Origin of the sequence: Klebsiella sp. JB_Kp031 (assembly GCF_040064295.1) — a bacterium.
In the GTDB taxonomy this organism is placed as follows: domain Bacteria; phylum Pseudomonadota; class Gammaproteobacteria; order Enterobacterales; family Enterobacteriaceae; genus Klebsiella; species Klebsiella quasipneumoniae.
Map to the genome: position 1 here is coordinate 212463 of NZ_JBEAJW010000039.1, position 24572 is coordinate 237034.

Below are 24572 nucleotides of genomic sequence, written 5' to 3' on the forward strand. Positions count from 1 at the left end.
AACGTTTATGACTAACATGAGCCAGGCTCCGGCGACGGAGAAAAAAGGCGTGAGCGACCTGCTGGGATTTAAAATCTTCGGCATGCCGTTACCCCTTTATGCGTTTGCGTTAATTACGCTATTACTTTCCCACTTCTTTAATGCGTTACCCACCGACCTGGTTGGCGGCTTTGCCATTATGTTTATTATCGGCGCCCTGTTTGGCGAAATAGGTAAACGCCTGCCGATATTCAACAAATATATCGGTGGTGCGCCAGTGATGATCTTTCTGGTGGCAGCATATTTCGTTTATGCCGGTATTTTCACGCAGAAAGAGATCGATGCCATCAGTAACGTCATGGATGAGAGTAACTTCCTTAACTTATTCATCGCCGTATTAATTACCGGCGCGATCCTGTCGGTAAACCGTCGTCTGCTGCTGAAATCGCTGCTCGGCTACATCCCGACCATTCTGATGGGCATTGTCGGCGCGTCGATTTTCGGTATCGTCATCGGCCTGGTGTTCGGCATCCCGATGGATCGCATTATGATGCTGTACGTCCTGCCGATCATGGGCGGCGGCAACGGCGCGGGCGCGGTACCGCTGTCGGAAATTTATCACTCCGTTACCGGTCGGTCTCGCGAAGAGTACTATTCAACCGCTATCGCTATTCTGACCATCGCCAATATCTTTGCCATCGTCTTTGCCGCCGTACTCGATATCATCGGTAAAAAACACACCTGGCTGAGCGGCGAGGGCGAGCTGGTGCGCAAAGCCTCGTTTAAAGTCGAAGAAGACGAAAAAGCGGGCCAGATCACTCATCGCGAAACCGCCGTCGGCATGGTGCTGGCCACCACCTGCTTCCTGCTGGCCTACGTGATGGCGAAGAAAATCCTGCCCAGCATTGGCGGCGTATCGATTCACTATTTTGCCTGGATGGTGCTGATCGTCGCGGCGCTGAACGCCTCTGGCCTCTGCACACCCGAAATCAAAGCTGGCGCCAAACGCCTGTCGGATTTCTTTTCCAAACAGCTGTTGTGGGTGCTGATGGTCGGCGTCGGCGTCTGCTACACCGACCTGCAGGAAATCATCAACGCTATTACCTTCGCTAACGTCGTCATCGCCGCGGTTATCGTCGTTGGCGCGGTGGTTGGCGCGGCCCTGGGCGGCTGGATGATTGGCTTCTTCCCGATTGAATCAGCGATCACCGCGGGTCTGTGCATGGCCAACCGCGGCGGTTCCGGTGACCTGGAAGTGCTCTCTGCCTGTAACCGTATGAACCTTATCTCTTATGCGCAAATCTCCTCCCGTTTGGGTGGCGGTATTGTGCTGGTCATCGCCAGCATCGTGTTCGGCATGATGATTTAACCCATTTGCACGATGGCGCCGTTGAACGGACGACGACTAGCATCGCCAGGGTCCAATGCCGGGAGCGGCAGAGGGAAATCCACCCTGCTCCTTAGCCGGGAATGCCAGAAACGTCGCCAGGCAGCGCGCCATCGTGCCCCTATTTTGAGAGGTATACATGACTGATGCTGCGCTGCTAGGCGAAGGCTTCACCCTGATGTTTCTCGGCATGGGCTTTGTGCTGGTGTTCCTGCTGCTGCTCATCTTCGCCATCCAGGGGATGTCCCTCGCCGTTAACCGTCTGTTTCCCGAGCCGCTTCCGGCGTCAAAACCGGCACCGGCCGCCGTCGCGCCCGCCGACGACTTCGCCCGCTTAAAGCCGGCGATTGTCGCCGCCATTCACCACCATCGCCGTTTGCACCCTTAATTCACGGAGGAATTCATGACCGTTGCCATTACCGATGTCGTCCTGCGCGACGCCCACCAGTCCCTGTTCGCCACCCGCCTGCGCCTCGACGATATGCTCCCCGTCGCCGCTCAGCTTGACGACGTCGGCTACCGCTCCCTCGAGTGCTGGGGCGGGGCCACCTTTGATGCCTGCATCCGCTTTCTCGGCGAGGACCCGTGGGTCCGCCTGCGCGAGCTAAAAAAAGCGATGCCGAAAACCCCGCTGCAGATGCTGCTCCGCGGCCAGAACCTGCTCGGCTACCGCCACTACGCCGATGACGTGGTGGCGCGCTTCGTGGAGCGCGCCGTCAAAAACGGCATGGACGTCTTCCGTGTCTTCGACGCCATGAACGACCCGCGCAACATGCAGGCCGCCCTGCAGGCGGTGCGCAGCCACGGCGCCCACGCCCAGGGCACGCTTTCGTACACCACCAGCCCGGCGCACACCCTGCAGACCTGGCTCGACCTCACCGAACAGCTGCTGGAGACCGGCGTCGACTCCATCGCCATCAAGGACATGTCCGGCATTCTGACGCCGCATGCCGCCTTTGAGCTGGTCAGCGAAATCAAAAAACGCTACGACGTCACCCTGCACCTGCACTGCCACGCCACCACCGGCATGGCGGAGATGGCCCTGCTGAAGGCCATTGAAGCCGGGGTCGACGGCGTGGATACGGCGATTTCGTCCATGAGCGCCACCTACGGCCATCCGGCAACCGAAGCGCTGGTGGCCACCCTCGCCGGCACGCAATATGACACCGGGCTGAATATCCACAAGCTGGAGAGCATTGCGGCCTACTTCCGCGAGGTGCGTAAGAAGTACCACGCCTTCGAAGGGCAGCTGAAAGGCACCGACAGCCGTATCCTCGTCGCCCAGGTGCCGGGCGGGATGCTCACCAACCTCGAAGGCCAGCTGAAGCAACAGAGCGCCGCCCACCGTCTGGATGAAGTGCTGGCGGAAATCCCTCGCGTGCGCGAGGACCTCGGTTTCATCCCGCTGGTCACCCCGACCTCGCAGATTGTCGGCACCCAGGCGGTGCTCAACGTCCTCACCGGCGAGCGCTACAAAACCATCGCGAAGGAGACCGCCGGCATTCTGAAAGGTGAATACGGCCACACTCCGGCGCCGGTGAACGCCGCCCTGCAGGCGCGGGTACTCGAGGGCGCAGAGGCCATCACTTGCCGCCCGGCGGACCTGCTGAAGCCGGAGCTGGCGCAGCTGGAAGCCGACGTCAGACGCCAGGCGCAGGAGAAGGGCATCACGCTTGCCGAAAACGCCATCGACGACGTGCTCACCGTGGCGCTGTTCCCGCAAATAGGCCTCAAGTTCCTCGAAAACCGCCACAATCCGGCAGCCTTTGAACCGCTGCCGCAGCTGGAAGAAGCCAGACCTGCCGCGAAGGCTGAGAAACCAGCCGCCTCCGGCGTCTACACCGTGGAAGTGGAAGGCAAGGCCTTTGTGGTGAAGGTCAGCGACGGCGGCGACGTCAGCCAGCTCAGCGCCGCGCCGGTGGCCGCTACGCCTGCTGCCGCCCCGGCCCCGGCCGGCGCCGGCACCCCGGTGACCGCCCCGCTGGCGGGCAATATCTGGAAGGTGCTGGCCGCGGAAGGCCAGGCGGTGGCCGAAGGCGAGGTGCTGCTGATTCTGGAAGCCATGAAGATGGAGACCGAAATCCGCGCCGCGCAGGCCGGCACCGTGCGCGGTATCGCGGTGAAGTCCGGCGACGCGGTGGCGGTCGGCGACACCCTGATGACCCTGGCGTAAGGACGAGGAGCGGAAATGGAAAGTCTGAACGCCCTGATTCAGGGGATGGGGCTGATGCACCTGGGGTTCGGCCAGGCGGTGATGCTGCTGGTCAGCCTGCTGCTGCTCTGGCTGGCGATTGCCAGGAAGTTCGAGCCGTTACTGCTGCTGCCGATTGGCTTCGGCGGCCTGCTCTCCAATATTCCGGAGGCCGGGCTAGCGCTCACCGCCCTGGAGAGCCTGCTGGCCCACCACGACCCGGCGCAGCTGGCGGTGATTGCCGCGAAGCTCCACTGCGCGCCGGACGTCCACGCCATTAAGGACGCGCTGGCCCTGGCCCTGCCGTCGGTGCAGGGGCAGATGGAGAGCCTGGCGGTGGACATGGGCTACTCCGCCGGGGTGCTGGCCATCTTCTATAAGGTGGCGATTGGCTCGGGCATCGCGCCGCTGGTAATTTTCATGGGCGTCGGGGCGATGACCGATTTCGGCCCGCTGCTGGCCAACCCGCGCACCCTGCTGCTGGGGGCGGCGGCGCAGTTCGGTATCTTCGCCACCGTGCTCGGGGCGCTGACGCTGAACTACTTCGGCATCATCAGCTTCACCCTGCCGCAGGCGGCGGCCATCGGCATCATCGGCGGCGCCGACGGCCCGACGGCTATCTACCTGTCGGGCAAGCTGGCACCGGAGCTGCTGGGGGCCATCGCGGTGGCGGCCTACTCCTACATGGCGCTGGTGCCGCTGATCCAGCCGCCGATCATGAAGGCGCTGACCACGAATAAGGAGCGGAAGATCCGCATGGTGCAGCTGCGTACGGTGAGTAAGCGGGAGAAGATCCTCTTCCCGGCGGTGCTGTTGCTGCTGGTGGCGCTCCTGCTGCCGGACGCCGCGCCGCTGCTGGGGATGTTCTGCTTCGGCAACCTGATGCGCGAGAGCGGGGTGGTGGAGCGGCTGAGCGACACGGTGCAGAACGCGCTAATCAACATCGTGACCATCTTCCTCGGGCTGTCGGTGGGAGCCAAGCTGGTGGCGGACAAGTTCCTGCAGCCGCAGACCCTGGGGATCCTGCTGCTGGGGGTGATCGCCTTCTGCGTGGGCACCGCGGCCGGGGTGCTGATGGCGAAGCTGCTGAACAGGTTCAGTAAGAACCCGATCAACCCGCTGATCGGTTCAGCCGGGGTGTCGGCGGTGCCGATGGCGGCGCGGGTGTCGAACAAGGTGGGTCTGGAAGCGGACGGGCAGAACTTCCTGCTGATGCACGCCATGGGCCCGAACGTGGCTGGGGTGATCGGCTCGGCGATCGCCGCCGGGGTGATGCTCAAGTACGTGCTGGCGATGTAGGCCGGCATCCTCTCCGGAGGCGTGGCCGTTACCTCGCCTCCGGGTCAGGATTAACAGCGCCCCCTTGCCATCGATCACTTTTCTGAAATTAGCGGTTCTGTGCGCCATCTGCGGGTTCTCGGGCCGCGAAACGGGGAAACTAATCATTTAATGTCTATTGGCGCTATGTATACCCGAAAAATCACCCACTGGTTTGCCAGGCGATCGTTTCAGAATCGCATCTTCCTGCTGATCTTATTCACCTCGACGATCGTTATGCTGGCGATGTCATGGTATCTGACCGACATTACCGAAGAGCGTCTGCATTACCAGGTCGGGCAGCGGGCGCTGATTCAGGCAATGCAGATTTCGGCGATGCCGGAGCTGGTCGAAGCGGTTCAGAAACGCGATCTCGCCAGAATCAAAGCGCTTATCGATCCCATGCGTTCGTTCTCCGACGCCACCTATATCACCGTCGGTGATGCCAACGGCCAGCGCCTCTATCATGTTAATCCTGATGAAATCGGCAAATCGATGGAGGGCGGCGATAGCGATGAAGCATTGTTAAACGCGAAAAGCTACGTGTCAGTGCGCAAAGGCTCGCTGGGCTCCTCGCTGCGCGGTAAATCACCGATTCAGGACGAGACCGGCAAGGTGATTGGCATTGTGTCGGTAGGCTATACCATTGAACAGTTAGAGAACTGGCTCAGCCTGCAGATAAGCTCGCTGCTGATCCCGATGGCGATCATGTTACTGCTCCTGCTCTACTGCGCCCGCCGCTTCTCGTTGCATATCAAAAAGCAGATGCTGAATATGGAACCTCAACAGCTGTCGCAGCTGTTGATCCAGCAAAGCGTGTTGTTTGAATCCGTGTTCGAAGGGCTCATCGCCATCGACTCCCGTTACAAGATCACCGCGATTAATCAGACTGCCCGCCGGCTGCTCAACCTGAGCCAACCGGAACCGACGCTTATCGGTAAAGGGATCAGCAGCGTTATTTCTCAGGAGGCTTTCTTCTACGATGCGCCGCAGACCAATAAAAAAGACGAGATCGTCACCTTCAATCATATCAAAGTGATCGCCAGCCGGATGGCGGTGATCTTAAATAATGAGCCACAGGGCTGGGTGATCAGCTTTCGTAGTAAAGACGATATCAACACCCTCAGCCTGCAGCTCAGTCAGGTGCAACAGTATGCCGATAACCTGCGCGCCGTGCAGCATGAGCATCGCAATCTGATCTCCACCATCGCCGGCCTGCTGTTTCTTAAACGCTACGATCATGCGCTGGATCTGATCCAACAGCAGTCGGAAAGCCACCAGAAAGTGATCGATTTTATCGCGCGGAATTTCCAGGATAACCATCTGGCCGGGCTGTTGATCGGCAAGTATTACCGCGCCAAAGAGCTCGGTCTGGAACTGGTTTTCGATCCGGCCTGCTTCGTCGACAGATTACCCACCGCCCTTTCTCACAACGAATGGATCTCGATCGTGGGGAATCTGCTTGATAACGCCTACAATGCCAGCCTGCAACAGCCGCAGGGCTCAAAGCAGATAGAGTGCCTGATCAACAGCGACGGCCACGAAGTGATTATCGAGGTCGCCGATCAGGGATGCGGCATTGACGAGACGCTGCGCGATCGGATCTTCGAGCGCGGCGTCACCAGCAGCGTCAGCAAAGATCATGGCATCGGACTCTGGCTGGTTCGCAGCTACGTGGAACAGGCAGGCGGCAGCATCGTCGTCGAAAATAACCTTCCCTTTGGCACCATCTTTACTCTTTATATTCCCCTGACCCGAGATGAACATCATGGATAGCATCACCACTCTTATCGTTGAAGACGAACCTATGCTGGCGGAGATCCTGGTGGATAACATCAAACAGTTTCCCCAGTTCGACGTCATTGGCATTGCGGATAAACTCGAGAGCGCCAGGAAACAACTCAGATTGTATCAACCGCAGCTGATCCTGTTGGATAATTTCTTACCTGATGGCAAAGGTATCGATCTGATCCGCCATGCGGTCAGTACCCATTACAAGGGGCGGATCATCTTTATTACCGCTGATAATCATATGGATACCATCAGCGAAGCGCTGCGCCTGGGGGTGTTCGACTATCTAATTAAGCCGGTGCATTATCAGCGCCTGCAGCACACCCTGGAGCGCTTCGCCCGCTATCGCAGCTCGCTGCGTTCCAGCGAACAGGCCAGCCAGATCCACGTCGATGCGCTGTTTAATATTCAGGCTCGGGAACAGACGGAACCGGCCAGCGCACCGCTACGCGGGATCGATGAAAGCACCTTTCAGCGCGTACTCCAGCTGTTTGCCGACCCGGCGGTGGTACATACCGCCGACTCGCTGGCGCGTATCCTTGGCAGCAGCAAAACCACCGCTCGCCGTTATCTGGAACAGGGAGTGAAGAACGACTTTCTGGAAGCGGAAATCAGCTACGGCAAGGTTGGCCGACCGGAGCGTATTTATCGCGTCAAACAGACCTACCCTGAGCAGAACTGAAACGTTTACGTCAGGGAATAGCTGATCACCAACTGCCCCTTCTTCATCTTAATCTGACTAATGACAATGTCGCCCAGCTCCGCCAGACGGGCGACGTGGGTGCCACCGCAGGGATAGGCGGGCAGCTCGCCGAATCCCACTTTGCGCATGCCGTCAGCGAACGTCACCTGACGCGGTAAATCCTGCGCCTGCCATGCCTTTACTAGCGCCAGTAGCGCACTGGCGTCCGGCAGCGCGGCGCTATTCCTGCTGGCAAAGGTTATCCGCCCTTCGCCGGGCCAGTGGTGCGCTTTCACCGGTTGCCAGCCAAGCTGTTCGCCCGCCAGGCCAAGCAGGTGGCCGGCAGAATGCAGACGAGCATGCAGCTGTCTCGCGGAGGCATCAATTTTCATCTCCACTTCACCGAGGGGAAGCAGTTGCGACAGAATATGCAGCACCCTGTCGCCGCGCACAACCACCGTCTCAACGGCCTGTCCGGCAATCCAGCCGCAATCCGCCGGTTGACCGCCCCCTTGCGGGTGAAACAGCGTCCGATCCAGTTCGATGGCGTAACGGCCATCCGCTTCTGCAGTGCAGGCGATGATCTGGGCGCGCCCGTCGGTAGCATCGCTGGTGTAATAAACCCGTTCAGTCATAGTGATTCTCCTCTCTGTTCGCCCAGTATATTATTAATACCGACAGCGATAATCCCATCATCCGCCAATGCACTCTTGCTCCAGGGGCACAAATGAATCTGAACCTCCTGCCCGACCTTGCCCTCTTCGTACAGATCGTCGACCAGGGCAGCTTCTCCGCCGTCGCCCGCCAGAGCGGCATTACCCCTTCCGCGGTTAGCCGTAGCGTGTCGCGGCTGGAGCGAGAGATGGGCTGCAAACTGCTGCAGCGTACCACTCGCAAGCTGCGTCTGAGCGATGCCGGGGAAACGGTTTACCAGCATGCCCAGCAGATGCTGGAAGCGGCGCGACAGGCGATGGATTCCGCCGGCAGTCGCCAAACGGTCGCCCAGGGAAAGCTGACGCTCAGCGTACCGAAAGCTATCGGCCGCTTTGTGATCCATCCGCTGATGATGGCGTTTTTTCACCGTTACCCGCAGGTTGACGTCTGCCTGCGGCTGGAAGATCGCCCTCTGGATTTTATCGATGACGGTATCGATCTGGCGCTACGCATCACCGATACCCCCTCGCCCGGCCTGCATGGCAAACCGCTGATGCCGGTCACGCACGTTATCTGCGCCACTGAAGCCTATTTACAGCGCCACGGTATGCCGCACACGCCGCAGGAACTGCGGGCGCACAGCTGCATCAGTCTTGGCGAAACGCCTGCCGACGCGCGCTGGAAGTTCCGTCGGGAAGGGAAAACCGAAACGGTGCAAACATACGGGCGGTACGCCGCCAACCATACCGCCGTGCGCCTCGACGCGGTTAAGCAGCATCTGGGGATCGGCAGCCTGCCGCTGTTCACCGCCCGCGAGGCGCTGGCGAATGGCGACATTGTGCAGGTGCTGCCCGAGTGGGAATTTATCAGCAGCTATTCCGGCGATCTGTGGCTGCTGTGGGCGGGAGATAAGCATATGCCCGCCAGAATGCGGGCGATGATTGATTATCTCAGCGAGACGGTGCCTACGCTGAACGCAGGCAGCACAGAGCCAGCGAAATAACCGCAAACCACGGAATGATAACCCCCAGCACGAACCAGATCCCGGAGCGGCCGATGTCATGCATCCGCCGGCAGCCAACTGCCAGCAGGGGGATCGCCATCAATAGCAGCCACAGCGCCGCAAAGGGTATGACCACAAAGCTGAGGATGCCGTAGCGAGGGTCTAGGCGGGTTGCCAGACACCAGACGGCCAGCGGCGCGCTGGCGATCAGTAGATTGATAAGAAAAAACGTCCAGAACTGCTGTCGGCTGGCCCGGCCGCTAAAATTAAAGGTCTCTTTCCAGCCGCTCAAATACGCCTGTCCATAGGTCATTGCTTCTCTCCTTGAAGATTGGGTGGGTATTACGGCGCCAGAGCAATCACCTCCGCCGCCCAGCGCTGAAACCCTTCCACGTCGATATCCAGCGCCACCTGGGCGTTCGCCGGCTGACCCAGTCGTCCTTCAATATCCACCACCGTGGTGCCGGCGGTCCAGGTGCCCTGCGTCTCCACCGCCACAAAACATGGCTGCAGAGTGAACAGTTCCGGGCGGGCCAGCCATGCGATAGCGCAGAGATCGTGCATTCGCAGACCACTGCTCATGCTGCCGCTGCGATAGTGGCTAAACAGCGCATGGAGCATTTTACCGGTCTGGTTCAGCGTCGGCAGGGTTGCCAGATAATCCGCCGTCAACAGCGCCCGATTGGTGACGTCCAGCCCGCACATCACAATCTCCAGCCCGCTGTGGAAGACTTTCGCGGCAGCTTCCGGGTCGATGGCAATATTGAATTCGGCATTCGGCGTAAAGTTGCCGCGGCCCGCCGAGCCGCCCATGATCACCAGCCGGCGAATGTTGAATACGCATTCCGGATACTGGGTCAGCAGCAGCGCAATATTGGTCAGCGGGCCAATCGCCACCAGAGTGATCGGCTCGGCAGCGTGCATAAGCGCATCACGGATCGCCTGGAAGGCCGGCTTCGCCAGCGGCTGACGTTGATGCTCAACAAAGTCATACCCTTCCATACCGGATTCGCCATGCACCGAAGCGGCATCGCGCAGGGGACGCACCAGCGGCATCGAAGCGCCCTGCGCCAGCGGCACATCGGCATGCCAGAAGTGCAGCAGCTGCAGCGCGTTACGGGTCGTCTTCTCCACCGAGACATTGCCCGCCACGGTGGTCATCAGCTGCAGATCCAGCTCGGGAGCGAACAGCGCCGCAGCAATGGCGGCAGCGTCGTCGATGCCCGGGTCAGTATCAAGAATGATCGGTAAGCGCATGGTTTCTCCCTAAAAAAAATGCCAGACGTTAAGTCTGGCATCTTCTCATATTGCAGGCGGAAAGAACTTACTCTACTTCACGGACATCCACACGCAGCTCTTTCGGCACTTCAAAAACGATATTCTCTTCTCGGCCTTCCAGCGGCACCGCTTCGCCACCGCCCAGCTCCTGCAGGCGGGTGATAACGTTCTGCACCAGAATATCCGGCGCCGATGCGCCCGCCGTCACGCCAACGCAGGCCGCATCCTTGACCCAGGCTTCCTGAATATCGGAGGCATCGTCAATCAGGTAGGCTGCCTTACCCATCCGCTGCGCCAGTTCGGCGAGGCGGTTAGAGTTGGAGGAGTTTTTCGAACCGACCACCAGCACCACGTCAGCCTGCTCCGCCAGCGCGCGCACCGCTTCCTGACGGTTAGTGGTGGCATAGCAAATGTCGTCTTTGCGCGGGCCGACGATTTTCGGGAAACGCGCGCGCAGCGCGTCAATCACATCAGAGGTATCGTCCACCGAGAGGGTGGTCTGGGTCATAAACGACAGCCGGGCGTCGTTTTTGACTTCCAGCTTGAGAACATCTTCCGGCGACTCGACCAGGTACATGCCCCCTTGCGGGTTATTGTACTGCCCCATAGTGCCTTCGACTTCCGGGTGTCCGGCATGGCCGATCAGAATCGACTCTTCGCCACGGCGGCTGGCGCGGGCGACTTCCATATGCACTTTCGTCACCAGCGGACAGGTGGCGTCGAACACCGTCAGGTCGCGGCTCTTCGCTTCATTCCGTACCGCCTGCGATACGCCGTGAGCGGAGAAAATCAGGATCGCGCCGTCCGGTACTTCGCTGATCTGTTCGATAAATATGGCGCCGCGCTTGCGCAGGCTATCCACCACATAGCGGTTATGCACCACTTCATGACGAACATAGATCGGCGCGCCGTACAGCGTCAGCGCGTTTTCTACAATGCTGATAGCGCGGTCAACGCCAGCGCAAAAGCCGCGCGGGTTAGCCAACAGGATCTGCATGTTAATCCTCCAGCGCCGGATCGATCTCCAGCACTTCAATATCAAAATGAACGGTGCGCCCGGCCAGCGGATGGTTGAAGTCGACGGTGATGGAATCGCCGTTCACTTCGCGGATCACGCCAGGCATTTCGCTGCCATCCATTGCGGTAAAGAGCATAATCGCGCCGATCTCCGGCTCGCCGGCGTCGATAAACTCGCGGCGAGAGAAATACTGAATCAGGTCCGGGCTCGGGACGCCAAAAGCGGCGTCAGGCTCCAGCGAAAAGGCCTTTTTCTCGCCCTCTTTCAGACCAAGAAGCTGTTGCTCCAGCCCTTCAGACAGGGAGGTGTCGCCGAGGCGAAACAGCGCCGGTTTGCCATTGTTACGGGTGGACTCGGCGGTGGATCCATCGTCCAGCTTCAGCGTGAAGTGAACGAGAACCGCGCTGTTGCTCTGTACGGATTTAGACATGCAAATTGCTCGCTTGTTTTAGGTCACCTGTTGCCCGGAGGCGCTACGCTTACCGGGCGACGGGAGACCACACATTCTGTAGGCCGGGCAGGCGTGGCGCCACCCGGCATTAACATTTACACCTGCTCTTTTGCGGTCGGTTTCGGCAAGAAGCCTTCCAGCACAATCATCGCCGCGCCGATGCAGATAGCGCTATCGGCGAGGTTGAAAGTGGCGAAGTGCCAGTCGCCGACGTAGAAGTCGATCATATCGACCACAAAGCCGTGCCACAGGCGATCGAACAAGTTGCCCAGCGCGCCGCCGATAATCAGGGCGTAGGCAATATTGTTCAGCTTTTGCGTCGCCTTCGAACGGTACATCAGCACCGTCAGCACCACGCAAATGCCGATCGCGATCCCGGAAAAGAACCAGCGCTGCCAGCCGCCGCTGTCGGCGAGGAAGCTAAAGGCCGCGCCATAGTTGCGGGCATAATGCAGATTAAGCGACGGGAACAGCGGAACCGTCTCCCCCAGAGCGAAGTTCTGGAGGATCAGGAATTTGCTGCCCAGATCGATAATCAGCACGGCTACGACCACCCACAGCCAGCGTAGCCCCGTTGAACAGATCGATTTACTCATCAGGCGAATTTACGTTGCTCGCCGTCACCGGCGACGTTGCTCACACAGCGTCCGCAGATTTCCGCGTGTTCCGCCACCTTGCCGATATCGGTGGTGTAATGCCAGCAGCGCGGGCATTTCTCACCTTCAGCTTTACTCAATGCGACTTTCAGCCCTTTGAGCAGTTCGCTCTGCTGCGCATCAGCAGATGCGCTCGCATAGTCTGCGACGTTCGCCCCGGAGGTCAACAGGACAAATCGCAATTCATCCCCCAGTGCGTTGAGCTTAGCGGCCAGGTCGGCATCAGCATACAGCGTCACCGCAGCTTCCAGCGAACCACCGACTTTCTTATCCGCACGCGCCTGCTCGATCACTTTGTTGACTTCGCCACGGACTTTCAGCAGCTCATCCCAGAAGCCGTCATTCATCGCTTCGTCGTCGGCCAGGCCGAAGAGACCCTGATACCATTCGCCGGTAAAGACGTATTTCTCACGCTCGCCCGGCAGGTAACCCCAGATTTCGTCCGCAGTGAAGGACATGATCGGCGCCATCCAGCGCACCAGCGCTTCCACGATGTGGAACAGCGCGGTCTGGCAGCTGCGACGCGCCACGCTGTCCGCCTTAGCGGTGTACTGGCGGTCTTTGATGATGTCGAGGTAGAACGAGCCCATCTCAATGGAGCAGAAGCGCATCAGGCGCTGCACCACTTCGTGGAAGTCGTAGGATTCGTAGGCTTTCAGGATATCTTCCTGTGCCGCCTGCGCGCAGCCGACCGCCCAGCGATCCAGCACCACCATCTCTTCCGGTTTGACCATGTCTTTTGCCGGATCGAAACCGTTCAGGTTCGCCAGCAGGAAGCGCGCGGTGTTACGGATACGACGATAGCTGTCCGCGGCGCGTTTGAGGATCTCGTCAGAGACCGCCATTTCGCCGGTGTAGTCGGTGGAAGCCACCCACAGTCGCAGGATGTCGGCGCCCAACTTGTTCATCACGTCCTGCGGGCTAACGGTGTTGCCGATAGACTTGGACATTTTGCGCCCCTGACCATCGACGGTGAAGCCGTGGGTCAGTACCTGACGATAGGGCGCTTTGCCTTTCATCGCCGTGGAAATCATCAGCGAGGACATGAACCAGCCACGATGCTGGTCGGAGCCTTCCAGATACATATCGGCGGCGTGACCGGCGAATTCCGGACGCACGTCAACCACGGAAGAGTGGGTCGATCCGGAGTCAAACCAGACGTCGAGGGTATCCGGCACTTTCTCGTAGCTGTCAGCGTCATCGCCAAGGATGTCGCGGGAATCGAGATCCCACCACGCCTGGATGCCGTCGACTTCAACACGCTTCGCGACTTCTTCCATCAACTCAAGGGTACGCGGGTGCAGTTCGTGGGTTTCTTTATGCACGAACAGCGACATCGGCACGCCCCAGGTACGCTGACGGGAGATACACCAGTCAGGACGGTTGGCGACCATCGATTCGATACGCGCCTGGCCCCAGTCCGGGATCCACTGCACGCCTTTGATCTCTTTCAGCGACTGCGCGCGCAGACCTTTCTGATCCATGCTCACGAACCACTGCGGGGTGGCGCGGAAGATGATCGGCGACTTGTGGCGCCAGCAGCACGGATAGCTGTGCTGCATTTTTTCCACATGCAGCAGCGCGCCGCGCTCACGCAGCATCTCAACGATGATATCGTTGGCTTTGAAGACGTTGATACCGTCCAGGGACGGATAAGTGCCTGGCAGATAAGCTCCGTCCGGGCCAACCGGGTTAGCGATTTCCAGACCGTATTTCTGGCTGATCGTGTAGTCGTCCGGACCGTGGCCGCCGGCGGTATGCACCGCGCCGGTACCGGCATCCAGCGTCACGTGGTCGCCAAGGATCGCCGGCACGTCGAAATCCAGGAACGGATGCTGGAAACGCATCAGTTCAAGCTCGGCGCCGTTCACCGCCGCCAGGATGGTGTAATCGGCCGCGCCAACGCGCTTCATCACGCTCTCGACCAGGTCTTTCGCCAGGATCAGCGCCTGACCGTCAACCTGCACCAGCGCATAGTCGAACTCCGGCGACAGGGAGATGGCGCGGTTAGCCGGCAGGGTCCACGGAGTGGTGGTCCAGATAACCAGCGACACCGGGCCGTTGACGTCGGCGACGCCGAATTTCGCCAGCACCGCGGCTTTATCTACCGCGTGGAACGCCACGTCGATGGATGGGGAAGTCTTGTCGTAATACTCCACTTCCGCTTCCGCCAGCGCGGAACGGCAGTCTACGCACCAGTGCACCGGCTTGGCGCCTTTATGCAGATGGCCGTTGCCGATGATTTTGCCCAGCGCGCGAATGATATTGGCTTCGGTTTTGAAGTCCATGGTCAGGTACGGATGCGACCAGTCGCCCAGCACGCCGAGGCGAATAAAGTCTTTACGCTGGCCGTCGATCTGCTCGGCGGCATATTCGCGGCACTTGGCGCGGAATTCTGCTGCGGTGAACTTCTCGCCCGGCTTGCCGTATTCCTGCTCTACTTTCAGCTCGATCGGCAGACCGTGGCAGTCCCAGCCCGGAACGTAAGGCGAGTCATAGCCCGTCAGTCCTTTGGACTTAACGATAATGTCTTTCAGAATCTTGTTTACCGAGTGACCAATATGAATGCTGCCATTCGCATAAGGAGGGCCATCATGCAGAATGAAGGTTTTTTTGCCTTTTTTGGCTGCACGAATGATGCCGTACAGGTCATCATCGGTCCAACGCGCCAGCATTCCCGGTTCGCGTTTGGCGAGGTCGCCACGCATAGGGAACCCTGTTTCCGGCAAATTCAGGGTCGATTTATAGTCACTCATCAGATTCTCGGTTCCGTATTTCGGTTTGATAAACACCAGTGGCTCAGGCCTGGCTGGTCAGCCCAAATAATTCGCGGGCCGTTAACTCATCACGTGCGATTTGCGCCTTCAGCTCGTCCAGCGACGCAAACCGCTGCTCATTACGTATCTTTTTACGCAGTACTACATTGATATGGCGACCGTAGAGGTCCATTACAACGTCCAACAGATGCACTTCGAGCTGCTGACGCACGCCCGCTACCGTTGGACGGGTGCCAATATTGGCGACACCGGCGATCGGTTTGTCGCCCAGACCTGTCACTTCTACCGCATAGACCCCTTTAACCGGGGAAACCTGACGACGCAGCGGTAAGTTCGCCGTCGGAAAACCTATGGTACGGCCCAGTTCGTCGCCATGCACGACACGTCCGGAAATGCTAAACGGATGGCCGAGCAGCGTCTCCGCAAGAAGAAGATCGTCATCGGCCAGCGCCTGACGCACCGCCGTGCTGCTGATCCGCACCCCGCCTTCGCAGAAGGTTTGGGTGCTGGTGACGTCGAAGCCGTATTCCGCCCCCGCCTTTTGTAATAACAAGAAATCCCCCTGGCGACCAGCGCCAAAGCGGAAATCGTCACCGACGGCAAGGAACTGCACGCCCAGGCGGCGCACCAGCAGTTCACTGATAAAATCCTGCGCCGTCAGCGCGGCGAACCGGCGGTCGAAGCGAACGCACAGCACATAGTCGACCCCGCTTTCAGCCAGATAGCTCAGCTTTTCACGCAGGCGGGTCAACCGCGCCGGGGCTTTATCGGCGGCAAAAAGCTCGAGCGGCTGGGGTTCGAAAATCATCACCACCACCGGTAAACCGCGCTGGCGGCCCTCTTCGCGCAATCGCTGCAGCAGCGCCTGATGCCCACGATGCACGCCGTCAAAATTGCCAATGGTCAGCACGCACCCGTGCGGGGCCTGACTGAGATTATGTATGCCGCGTATCAGCTTCATGTCTGGCTCAAAACAGTGAAAATCGTCCGAGTATACCTTGTACAACTGTCAACGTTAACCAGCGATTGCTCCTCGGCAACGAAAGTTCTCAGGAATTCATTCACTCAGCGCGGGTAAGCGGGAAAACCGCCCGCCCCCGGCGATTTTTATGGTGGAAAAGCTGTATTCGCCTGCAACAAGCTGGTAGAATCTTGCGCCATCACTACGTAATGAAGCGCTGTGGTGTTAAACGGCGCTTATTTGCACAAATCCATTGACAAAAGAAGGCTAAACGGGCATATTCCTCGGCCTTTGAATTGTCCATATAGAACACATTTGGGAGTTGGACCTTGGCTAATATCAAATCAGCTAAGAAGCGCGCCGTTCAGTCTGAAAAGGCTCGCAAGCACAACGCTAGCCGTCGCTCTATGATGCGTACTTTCATCAAGAAAGTATACGCAGCTATCGAAGCTGGCGACAAAGCTGCTGCACAAAAAGCATTTAACGAAATGCAACCGATCGTGGACCGTCAGGCTGCTAAAGGTCTGATCCACAAAAACAAAGCTGCGCGTCATAAGGCTAACCTGACCGCTCAGATCAACAAACTGGCTTAATCGCTGCTTGTTGTCGCTTTGTGAAAAAACCCGCGAAAGCGGGTTTTTTTATGCCTGTCATCTTCCCCGCCCTGGCGCGACCTGAGCCACGCCAGCCACGCTTTCCGGCTATCTGGGTTCAGTAAACAGCGACGAATAATCGCGATTGCAGATGCGCTGTACCGCCGGATGCTGAATCATCCGTTCGGCGAAAATAGCGTGATACTCCTCCATCACGCTATCCATGCGGCCAATTTCGACAATCGATTCATCATGATAGAAATCATGCGCGTAGAGCGTCGGCGCGACAAATATCGCATTATGCGCAGCGCCAAAGGCTTTCATGAGCGCCGCGTCGTCAAACTCGCCGAGAATCTCCACCTTCAGCCCCTGCACATTAATCCAGTTCAGCAGCTTACGTCCCAGCATCGATCGTCGGCCGGGGATTAGCAGCCGTCGCTCTTCGAGACAAGCCGGGAACGGCTTCGTCGGCGCCGGGTTCATACACCAGAAGCTGACGCTACACTCGCCAATCTTCACCGAAAACAGCCCTTCCTGCTGCGTCGAGTCGATCGGGCAGTCAGAGATAATCATATCGAGCTTATGCTGGCTCAACTGCTCCAGCAGCAGCTCATGGGTGGATTCAAAACAGCGCAGATGAATCTGCTCGCTTTCGACAACGGCGGCATCCAGCACGCCGCTGACCAGCCGCTTCGAGAGCGCATCGGCCACGCCGACGTCAAACAGCAGATTAGACTCTTTGCGATAGTTGACGATGTCGAGCATCTCCTGGCTCAGGGTAAACATCCGGTCGGCATAGCGGAAGACCAACTCCCCGAGCTCGCTCGGCTCCAGCCCTCTTCCCTTGCGCTTGAATAATTTACCCTGCAGACGCTCCTCCAGCGCTTTGATCTGCCCGGTAATGGTCTGCGGCGTCAGAAACAGCGCCTCCGCCGCGCCCACGACAGACCCTTCTTTATAGACGTGCCAGAAGTAGTACAGATGGTTGTAGTTGATATGTGACATGCTTCTCTCCCTGATAATGTCCTGGAGGGCCGGAGAGGCCCTCCGCAGAAAGGTTATACCGCGAGGCGAGTATCCGTCGCGCGCTGACGCAGTATGAGGTATCCGGTGACGGCCGATAACACTGAGCCGATCAAGATGCCAAGCTTGGCCCAGTTGATCAACGCGGGATCCACGTTGCCAAAGGCGAGACTGGCGATAAAAATCGACATCGTAAAGCCAATCCCGCACAGGATACCCACCGCCATAATCTGCCCGCAGGTGGTCCCCTCCGGCAGCGAGGCCCACTTCAGCTTCAGGGCCAGCCAGCAGAACAGGCTGATCCCCAGCGGCTTACCGATAAACAGGCCGGCCATGATGCCCAGAGGCAGCAGCGACGTCAGTCCATCAAGTGTGACCCCCTGCAACGAGACACCCGCGTTGGCAAAGGCAAACAGCGGTAGGATCATAAACGCGACCCACGGGTGCAGGACATGCTCAAGCGCTTTGGCCGGGGATTTACCCTGCTTTTCCTGTAACGGAATCATAAAGCCGACGATGACTCCGGCAAGCGTCGCGTGAACGCCGGACTTCAGCACCGCCGTCCACAGCACCGCGCCGACCAGAATATAGATCCCAGTGCGCCGCACGCCGCTCAGATTCAGGGCCACCAGCACCGCAATCGCCGCCGCCGCCACGCCCAGCGAGAGCATTGACAGGTCGTGGGTATAAAACAGCGCGATAATCACGATAGCCCCCAGGTCATCAATGATCGCCAGCGCCATCAGGAAAATCTTTAGCGCCGTCGGGACGCGGCTGCCTAACAGCGCCAGCACGCCAAGGGCAAAGGCAATATCCGTCGCTGCCGGGATCGCCCATCCCTCTCTGGCGACAGGATCCTGAGCGTTAAAGGCCAGATAGACCAGCGCCGGGACGATCATCCCGCCGAGCGCGGCAATCACTGGAAAGACCGCCTGACGACGACTCGCCAGCGAGCCCTGAATCAGCTCGCGTTTGACCTCGAGGCCAATCAGCAAGAAGAACACCGCCATCAGGGCATCATTGATCCAGAGCAGCATATTCTTGTTGATCTCCAGCGCCCCCACCCGCAGCTGTACAGGCGTATCAAGGAAGGAGTGATACAGACCGCTGGTCACGCTGGTATTGGCCATGACCATCGCCAGCACCGCGGCGATGATTAAGACAATGCCGCCGGAAGCATCGCTACTGAAGAATCGTTGCAGATGTTTCACTTTTACTTTCATCCTGTTGGTGAATAACTCGATAAAAGCATAATACACAAACTGATAACTCGAAAAAATCAGATTTAAGTTGAGTAAACATTCGATTTTTACGAATCAAAGAGGAGCGATAAGACAAAAAAAGCCCGGGCAGCAAAGGCCCGGGCCAGGAGTCAGCGAAAGCGGAATTAGCGGGTCAAATCGTCGAAGAACTTCTTCACACCGTCGAAGAAGCTTTTCGAACGCGGGCTGTTGTTTTCCCCGGTCGGGCCGCCGAAGCTTTCCTGCAGCTCTTTCAGCAGCTGCTTCTGCTTCTCGTTCAGCCCCACCGGCGTCTCCACCACCACCCGGCACAGCAGATCGCCCTGCGCGCCGCCGCGAACGGATTTCACGCCTTTGCCGCGCATGCGGAACAGTTTGCCGGTCTGGGTTTCGCCCGGAATCTTGAGATTGACGCGGCCGTCGAGCGTCGGGACCTCAATCTCGCCGCCCAGCGCTGCCATGGTGAAGTTGATCGGCACTTCGCAGTACAGGTTATTGCCTTCACGCTCAAAGATAGCGTGCTGCTTCACCTGAACCTGAACGTACAGATCGCCTGCCGGTGCGCCATGCTCGCCGGCTTCACCTTCACCCGCCAGACGGATCCGGTCCCCGGTATCCACGCCCGCCGGGATTTTAACCGACAGGGTTTTGGTCTTCTCAACGCGGCCGTGACCATGACATTTATTGCACGGATCTTTAATCAGCGTACCGCGTCCCTGACAGTGCGGACAGGTCTGCTGTACCGCAAAGAAGCCCTGACGCATCTGGACCTGGCCTGCGCCATGACAGGTCGGACAGGTTTGCGGTTTGCTGCCAGCTTTGGCGCCGCTGCCGTGGCAGACGTCGCACTCTTCCAGCGTCGGAATACGGATCTCTTTGGTGACGCCACGTACCGCTTCTTCCAGCGTCAGCTCCATGTTGTAACGGAGATCGGCGCCGCGCGCCGCGCGCTGCCGGCCACGTCCGCCGCCAAAGATATCGCCGAAAACATCGCCAAAGATATCGCTGAAGTCCGCACCGCCGCCAAAACCGCCGCCGCCGCCCATGCCGCCCTGCTCAAAGGCCGCGTGGCCGTACTGATCGTAGGCCGCACGCTTCTGGGCATCAGTCAGGATTTCATACGCTTCTTTGATTTCTTTAAATTTGGCTTCGGCCTCTTTATCACCCTGGTTGCGGTCCGGGTGATACTTCATGGCCAGGCGCTTATAAGCCTTTTTGATTTCACGCTCTTCCGCTGTTTTGGAGACGCCTAAAATCTCGTAGTAATCTTGCTTTGCCATCGGTGTTTTTCAGCCCCTTAACATGCGTGCACGGGCGGAGAGGAAACCTCTTCGCCCGTGCCAGTGTTTTACCCGTTCAAAGGGCGATTATTTTTTATCTTTCACTTCTTCGAACTCAGCGTCGACAACATCGTCGTCTTTCGCGTTGCTCGCCTGAGCGTCAGCGGAACCCGCCTGCTGCTGAGCATGCTGCTGCTGGGCGATTTCCATCAGCTTCTGGGAAGCCTGCGCCAGCGCCTGCATTTTCGCTTCGATGTCCGCTTTGTCTTCACCTTTCAGCGAAGTTTCCAGCGCGGTCAGCGCAGACTCGATGGCAGTTTTGTCGTCAGCCGGCAGTTTATCGCCTGCTTCTTCAACCTGCTTGCGAGTGCTGTGCAGCAGATGGTCGCCCTGGTTGCGGGTCTGTACCAGCTCTTCGAACTTACGGTCAGATTCGGCGTTAGCTTCCGCTTCGCGAACCATTTTCTGAATTTCTTCTTCATTCAGACCGGAAGAGGCTTTGATGGTGATCTTCTGCTCTTTACCGCTGTTTTTGTCTTTCGCGGAGACGTGCAGGATACCGTCAGCATCGATGTCAAAGGTCACTTCGATCTGCGGCATGCCGCGCGGCGCCGGGTTGATACCATCCAGGTTAAACTGACCCAGAGATTTGTTATCAGACGCGCGTTTACGCTCACCCTGCAGCACATGGATGGTGACCGCAGACTGGTTGTCTTCAGCGGTAGAGAACACCTGGCTGTGCTTGGTCGGGATGGTGGTGTTTTTGCTGATCAGCGCAGTCATCACGCCGCCCATGGTTTCGATACCCAGCGACAGCGGGGTCACGTCGAGCAGCAGAACGTCTTTCACATCACCAGTCAGTACACCGCCCTGAACGGCAGCACCGATCGCCACGGCTTCATCCGGGTTAACGTCTTTACGCGGTTCTTTACCAAAGAACTCGGCCACTTTCTTCTGCACCATCGGCATACGAGTCTGACCACCAACGAGGATCACGTCGTTGATATCGGAAACGGACAGACCGGCATCCTGCAGGGCTACTTTCAGCGGCTCGATGGAACGGTTAACCAAGTCTTCTACCAGGCTTTCCAGTTTCGCGCGAGTCACTTTGATGTTCATGTGTTTCGGACCGGTCGCATCTGCAGTGATGTACGGCAGGTTAACGTCGGTCTGCTGAGCAGAAGACAGTTCAATCTTCGCTTTCTCAGCGGCTTCTTTCAGACGCTGCATCGCCAGCGGGTCGTTGCGCAGGTCAATGCCCTGATCTTTCTTAAATTCATCAACGAGGTAGTTGATCAGACGGGTATCGAAGTCTTCGCCGCCCAGGTGGGTGTCACCGTTGGTCGCCAGTACTTCGAAGGTTTTTTCGCCATCCACTTCGTCGATTTCGATAATAGAGATATCGAAAGTACCACCACCGAGGTCGTAAACCGCGATAGTACGGTTGCCCACTTCTTTATCCAGACCGTACGCCAGCGCGGCCGCGGTCGGTTCGTTGATGATACGTTTGACTTCCAGACCGGCGATACGGCCAGCATCTTTGGTGGCCTGACGTTGCGCATCGTTGAAGTAAGCCGGTACGGTGATAACCGCTTCAGTTACCGGTTCACCCAGGTAATCTTCAGCCGTTTTCTTCATTTTTTTCAGCACTTCAGCAGAGATCTGCGGCGGTGCAGTTTTGGTGCCTTTCACATCCAGCCATGCGTCGCCATTGTCTGCGGCAACAATTTTGTATGGCATGATAGAAACGTCACGCTGAACTTCTTCGTCCTGGAAGCGGCGGCCAATCAGGCGTTTAATCGCAAACAGGGTGTTTTGCGGGTTTGTCACTGCCTGACGTTTAGCCGGCTGACCAACCAGAGTTTCACCATCCTGGGTATAGGCAATGATAGAAGGCGTGGTGCGATCGCCTTCGGCGTTCTCCAGCACGCGTGCAGTAGTGCCATCCATAATCGCTACACAAGAGTTGGTAGTACCCAGGTCGATACCAATAATTTTACCCATCTAAACGTCTCCACTAAAAATTCGATCAACATGTGGTTGTGAACCTGTAATAAGGGCGAAACCTGCGGTTTCAACTGCCCAGACATCATTTTTTTTCAGGTTCTTCACTGCGGTTGACTACAAGATGGGGTCGCCCACTCCGGCATCAAGGGGCAAGTAGAAAAATTTTTTGCCGGGGACCAGCCGACGCCCTCGCCCCCTGTCGCCGATGGCTCAGCAAAGGATATTGCCGGGCGGCAAAAAAGATGGCGAATCACCCATACAAATAGCGAATAAAAAAACCAAATATATTCATAATATCATTGACATAAAACGCAATACTTGTGCGCTAAAAGCCCCGTTTTCGCAGTGATAAGATCCCCGCCCTCGCACTTTACTTATTCAGGGGACAGATTAATGAAATCACTATTCCGGCTTTCAGCGGGGCTTATCCTTAGCGTGTCAGTTATCACCTCGGCGGCCGCCAACGACCATAAGATCCTCGGCGTGATCGCCATGCCGCGCAATGAGACCAACGATCTGACGCTGAAGCTCCCCGTCTGCCGGGTGGTCAAACGTATTCAGCTCAGCGCCGAGCGCGGCGATATACAGCTCTTCGGAGCAACCGTCTACTTTAAGGCCAGCCACGGCGCCAGCCACACGCTGAACGTACCCGCCGGGATCAAAGAGGGCAACACCACCGGCTGGATCACCCTCAACAGCGATAACGACAACAAGCGCTGTGTGAAAAAAATCGCCTTCTCAGGCCACACGGTCAATTCCTCAGATATGGCCTCACTGAAAATTATCGGCGACGACTAACGTCGTCCCCTGCCCGAGAGAAAACGTTATGCGTATTAATTATCTGGATGATGACGATCTCGCCTTTCTGCCTGAGTGCAGCGAGGCGCATCTGGAAGCGTTTACCCGTATTCTGACCCACGGGGAAAATGGCAAACCCCGTCTCTCCAGTACGCTGCTGCGCAACGAAACCTTTCTGTCTATGGAGGGCCACCCGGAGCGCTATCGCCGCAACTGGCAGTTGATCGCCGGCGAGCTACAGCATTTCGGCGGCGACAGCATCGCCAATACGCTGCGCCGCCATGGCAAATTTTATCGCGCCATCCTGCTGGATGTGTGTAAGAGGCTGAAGGCAAAGGTCGATAAACAGATGACGACGCCGCAGATCGAGCAACAGTTGTTGACGCATTTTCTGCAGCACAGCTGGAATAAGCTGGATGCGGAACAAAAAACGCAGTTTCTCGCCGCGGTGGAGTGCCGGAGTCTTGAGCTGGAAAGCCTGCTGCCCCATCTGTTGAGACGCCGCAAGCTGAGTGAAGGCGTTGCCCTGCTACTGGATGAGCGGTTAACCGCCATCCTGCGCACGCACGCCGCCGTGAGCGTCATCGGTCATGGCCTGGTACGCGGCGCCGGGCTGGGGGGGCCGCTTGGCGCCGCGCTGAACAGCGTGAAAGCGGTGAGCGGCAGCGCTTATCGGGTCACCATCCCCGCGGTCCTGCAAATTGCCTGTTTACGACAAATGCTCCACTCGTCGTCGGGCGCAACTGAAATTGGTGAAAAATACCCCGCCAGATCATAGACAGCCTTTACGCGCCTCATTATTATGCCGCGCCCCGCCGCCAAGTCGCGGGGTAATGCTTCCCTTTTAATGATAATTTTGAGGAATTATGGGCAACACTAAGTTGGCTAATCCGGCACCGCTGGGCCTTATGGGCTTCGGCATGACCACTATTCTGCTTAATCTGGCGAATAGCGGCCTCTTCGCATTCGATGTAGCTATCCTGGCGATGGGCATTTTTTACGGTGGCATTGCGCAAATTTTTGCCGGCCTGCTGGAATACAAAAAAGGCAACACCTTTGGCTTGACCGCTTTTACCTCCTACGGCAGCTTCTGGCTGACGCTGGTTGCTATCCTTCTGATGCCGAAAATGGGCCTGGCTGATGCGCCGAACGCGCACTTCCTCGGCATGTATCTCGGCCTGTGGGGTATTTTTACGTTGTTCATGTTCTTCGGCACGCTGAAAGCCGCACGTATGCTGCAGTTCGTGTTCCTGAGCCTGACGGTGCTGTTCGCGCTGCTGGCGATTGGGCATCTGGTAGATAACGAAGGCATCGTGAAAGTAGCCGGCTGGATCGGCCTGATCTGCGGCGCCAGCGCCATTTACCTGGCGATGGGCGAAGTGCTGAACGAGCAGTTCGGCCGCACCGTGTTGCCGATCGGCGAACCGCGTTAATCTTCCGCCGCCGCCCTGTGACAGGGCGGCGGCTGGTCATCATCGGTAAACC

General features: G+C 58.1%; 23 protein-coding genes. 11 read left to right on the plus strand and 12 right to left on the minus strand.

Annotated features, from left to right (window positions below; translation table 11 throughout):
• Positions 1-7 precede the first annotated feature (7 nt).
• The 6 genes from citS (at position 8) to ABLV64_RS19535 (ending at position 7347) form a co-directional block, all read left to right on the plus strand.
• Positions 8-1348, plus strand: a complete 1341-nt coding sequence (citS, locus tag ABLV64_RS19510; protein WP_004204255.1) for a citrate/sodium symporter CitS — start codon at positions 8-10, stop codon at positions 1346-1348.
• Between the two features lie 157 nt (positions 1349-1505).
• Positions 1506-1754, plus strand: coding sequence for an oxaloacetate decarboxylase subunit gamma (locus ABLV64_RS19515; RefSeq protein WP_004204254.1), 249 nt, complete (start codon positions 1506-1508; stop codon positions 1752-1754).
• Between the two features lie 15 nt (positions 1755-1769).
• The gene (gene oadA / locus ABLV64_RS19520) at positions 1770-3539 is read left to right on the plus strand and encodes a sodium-extruding oxaloacetate decarboxylase subunit alpha (protein WP_004204250.1); all 1770 of its coding nucleotides are present in this window, start codon (positions 1770-1772) and stop codon (positions 3537-3539) included.
• Between the two features lie 15 nt (positions 3540-3554).
• Positions 3555-4856 carry an oxaloacetate decarboxylase subunit beta gene (locus ABLV64_RS19525; protein WP_004204249.1) on the plus strand — a complete coding sequence of 434 codons (1302 nt, stop codon included), beginning with the start codon at positions 3555-3557 and terminating at the stop codon, positions 4854-4856.
• Between the two features lie 165 nt (positions 4857-5021).
• A complete protein-coding gene (locus ABLV64_RS19530) occupies positions 5022-6650 on the plus strand; it encodes a sensor histidine kinase (RefSeq protein WP_048322953.1) in 1629 nt (542 codons plus the stop codon).
• The gene (locus ABLV64_RS19535) at positions 6643-7347 is read left to right on the plus strand and encodes a response regulator (RefSeq protein ID WP_004204247.1); all 705 of its coding nucleotides are present in this window, start codon (positions 6643-6645) and stop codon (positions 7345-7347) included. Before ABLV64_RS19530 ends, ABLV64_RS19535 begins: the two co-directional genes overlap by 8 nt.
• Positions 7348-7352: 5 nt before the next feature.
• Here ABLV64_RS19535 and ABLV64_RS19540 read toward each other — a convergent pair whose 3' ends face one another.
• Positions 7353-7982 carry a hypothetical protein gene (locus tag ABLV64_RS19540; protein ID WP_004204246.1) on the minus strand — a complete coding sequence of 210 codons (630 nt, stop codon included), beginning with the start codon at positions 7980-7982 and terminating at the stop codon, positions 7353-7355.
• A gap of 92 nt (positions 7983-8074) precedes the next feature.
• Here ABLV64_RS19540 and ABLV64_RS19545 point away from each other — a divergent pair, with 92 nt between their 5' ends.
• Positions 8075-9004 carry a LysR family transcriptional regulator gene (locus tag ABLV64_RS19545; protein WP_049093225.1) on the plus strand — a complete coding sequence of 310 codons (930 nt, stop codon included), beginning with the start codon at positions 8075-8077 and terminating at the stop codon, positions 9002-9004.
• Here ABLV64_RS19545 and ABLV64_RS19550 read toward each other — a convergent pair.
• From ABLV64_RS19550 to ribF, 7 genes are all read right to left on the minus strand, one after another.
• Positions 8967-9317 carry a DUF805 domain-containing protein gene (locus ABLV64_RS19550; RefSeq protein ID WP_049004272.1) on the minus strand — a complete coding sequence of 117 codons (351 nt, stop codon included), beginning with the start codon at positions 9315-9317 and terminating at the stop codon, positions 8967-8969. The two genes, ABLV64_RS19545 and ABLV64_RS19550, sit on opposite strands and share 38 nt — an antisense overlap.
• 29 nt (positions 9318-9346) lie before the next feature.
• Positions 9347-10261, minus strand: coding sequence for a ribonucleoside hydrolase RihC (gene rihC / locus ABLV64_RS19555; RefSeq protein WP_004204242.1), 915 nt, complete (start codon positions 10259-10261; stop codon positions 9347-9349).
• A 67-nt stretch (positions 10262-10328) separates the two neighbouring features.
• Positions 10329-11279, minus strand: a complete 951-nt coding sequence (gene ispH / locus ABLV64_RS19560) for a 4-hydroxy-3-methylbut-2-enyl diphosphate reductase (RefSeq protein WP_002887979.1) — start codon at positions 11277-11279, stop codon at positions 10329-10331.
• A gap of 1 nt (position 11280) precedes the next feature.
• Entirely contained in the window at positions 11281-11730 is a 450-nt protein-coding gene (gene fkpB, locus ABLV64_RS19565; protein ID WP_023291927.1) for an FKBP-type peptidyl-prolyl cis-trans isomerase, read from the minus strand.
• 116 nt (positions 11731-11846) lie between these two features.
• Positions 11847-12347: a signal peptidase II gene (gene lspA, locus ABLV64_RS19570; protein ID WP_017901219.1), complete on the minus strand. Its 501-nt coding sequence runs from the start codon at positions 12345-12347 to the stop codon at positions 11847-11849.
• Entirely contained in the window at positions 12347-15163 is a 2817-nt protein-coding gene (ileS, locus tag ABLV64_RS19575; RefSeq protein WP_004204238.1) for an isoleucine--tRNA ligase, read from the minus strand. Before ileS ends, lspA begins: the two co-directional genes overlap by 1 nt.
• A 43-nt stretch (positions 15164-15206) precedes the next feature.
• Positions 15207-16145, minus strand: coding sequence for a bifunctional riboflavin kinase/FAD synthetase (ribF, locus tag ABLV64_RS19580; RefSeq protein ID WP_004204236.1), 939 nt, complete (start codon positions 16143-16145; stop codon positions 15207-15209).
• 329 nt (positions 16146-16474) lie between these two features.
• Between ribF and rpsT the strand changes: the two genes are divergently transcribed.
• Positions 16475-16738 carry a 30S ribosomal protein S20 gene (gene rpsT / locus ABLV64_RS19585; protein ID WP_002887965.1) on the plus strand — a complete coding sequence of 88 codons (264 nt, stop codon included), beginning with the start codon at positions 16475-16477 and terminating at the stop codon, positions 16736-16738.
• A gap of 108 nt (positions 16739-16846) precedes the next feature.
• Here the strand turns inward: rpsT and nhaR are convergent, their stop codons facing one another.
• The 4 genes from nhaR to dnaK all read right to left on the minus strand — a co-directional run bounded on the left by nhaR (position 16847) and on the right by dnaK (position 22286).
• On the minus strand, positions 16847-17743 hold the full coding sequence (nhaR, locus tag ABLV64_RS19590; RefSeq protein ID WP_002887961.1) for a transcriptional activator NhaR: 897 nt from the start codon (positions 17741-17743) through the stop codon (positions 16847-16849).
• A 53-nt stretch (positions 17744-17796) separates the two neighbouring features.
• On the minus strand, positions 17797-18972 hold the full coding sequence (gene nhaA / locus ABLV64_RS19595; protein ID WP_017901221.1) for a Na+/H+ antiporter NhaA: 1176 nt from the start codon (positions 18970-18972) through the stop codon (positions 17797-17799).
• Positions 18973-19148: 176 nt separating this feature from the next.
• Positions 19149-20282: a molecular chaperone DnaJ gene (dnaJ, locus tag ABLV64_RS19600; RefSeq protein ID WP_002887955.1), complete on the minus strand. Its 1134-nt coding sequence runs from the start codon at positions 20280-20282 to the stop codon at positions 19149-19151.
• Positions 20283-20369: 87 nt separating this feature from the next.
• Positions 20370-22286, minus strand: coding sequence for a molecular chaperone DnaK (dnaK, locus tag ABLV64_RS19605; protein ID WP_004204234.1), 1917 nt, complete (start codon positions 22284-22286; stop codon positions 20370-20372).
• Positions 22287-22682: 396 nt separating this feature from the next.
• Here dnaK and ABLV64_RS19610 point away from each other — a divergent pair, with 396 nt between their 5' ends.
• The 3 genes from ABLV64_RS19610 (at position 22683) to satP (ending at position 24520) form a co-directional block, all read left to right on the plus strand.
• Positions 22683-23087 (plus strand): DUF2541 family protein, encoded by a 405-nt coding sequence (locus tag ABLV64_RS19610; RefSeq protein WP_049093221.1) that lies wholly within the window; start codon positions 22683-22685, stop codon positions 23085-23087.
• A 28-nt stretch (positions 23088-23115) separates the two neighbouring features.
• Positions 23116-23865: an acidic protein MsyB gene (gene msyB / locus ABLV64_RS19615; RefSeq protein ID WP_004204232.1), complete on the plus strand. Its 750-nt coding sequence runs from the start codon at positions 23116-23118 to the stop codon at positions 23863-23865.
• Between the two features lie 88 nt (positions 23866-23953).
• Positions 23954-24520, plus strand: a complete 567-nt coding sequence (satP, locus tag ABLV64_RS19620) for an acetate uptake transporter (protein WP_004204231.1) — start codon at positions 23954-23956, stop codon at positions 24518-24520.
• The last annotated feature ends 52 nt before the right edge of the window (positions 24521-24572 follow it).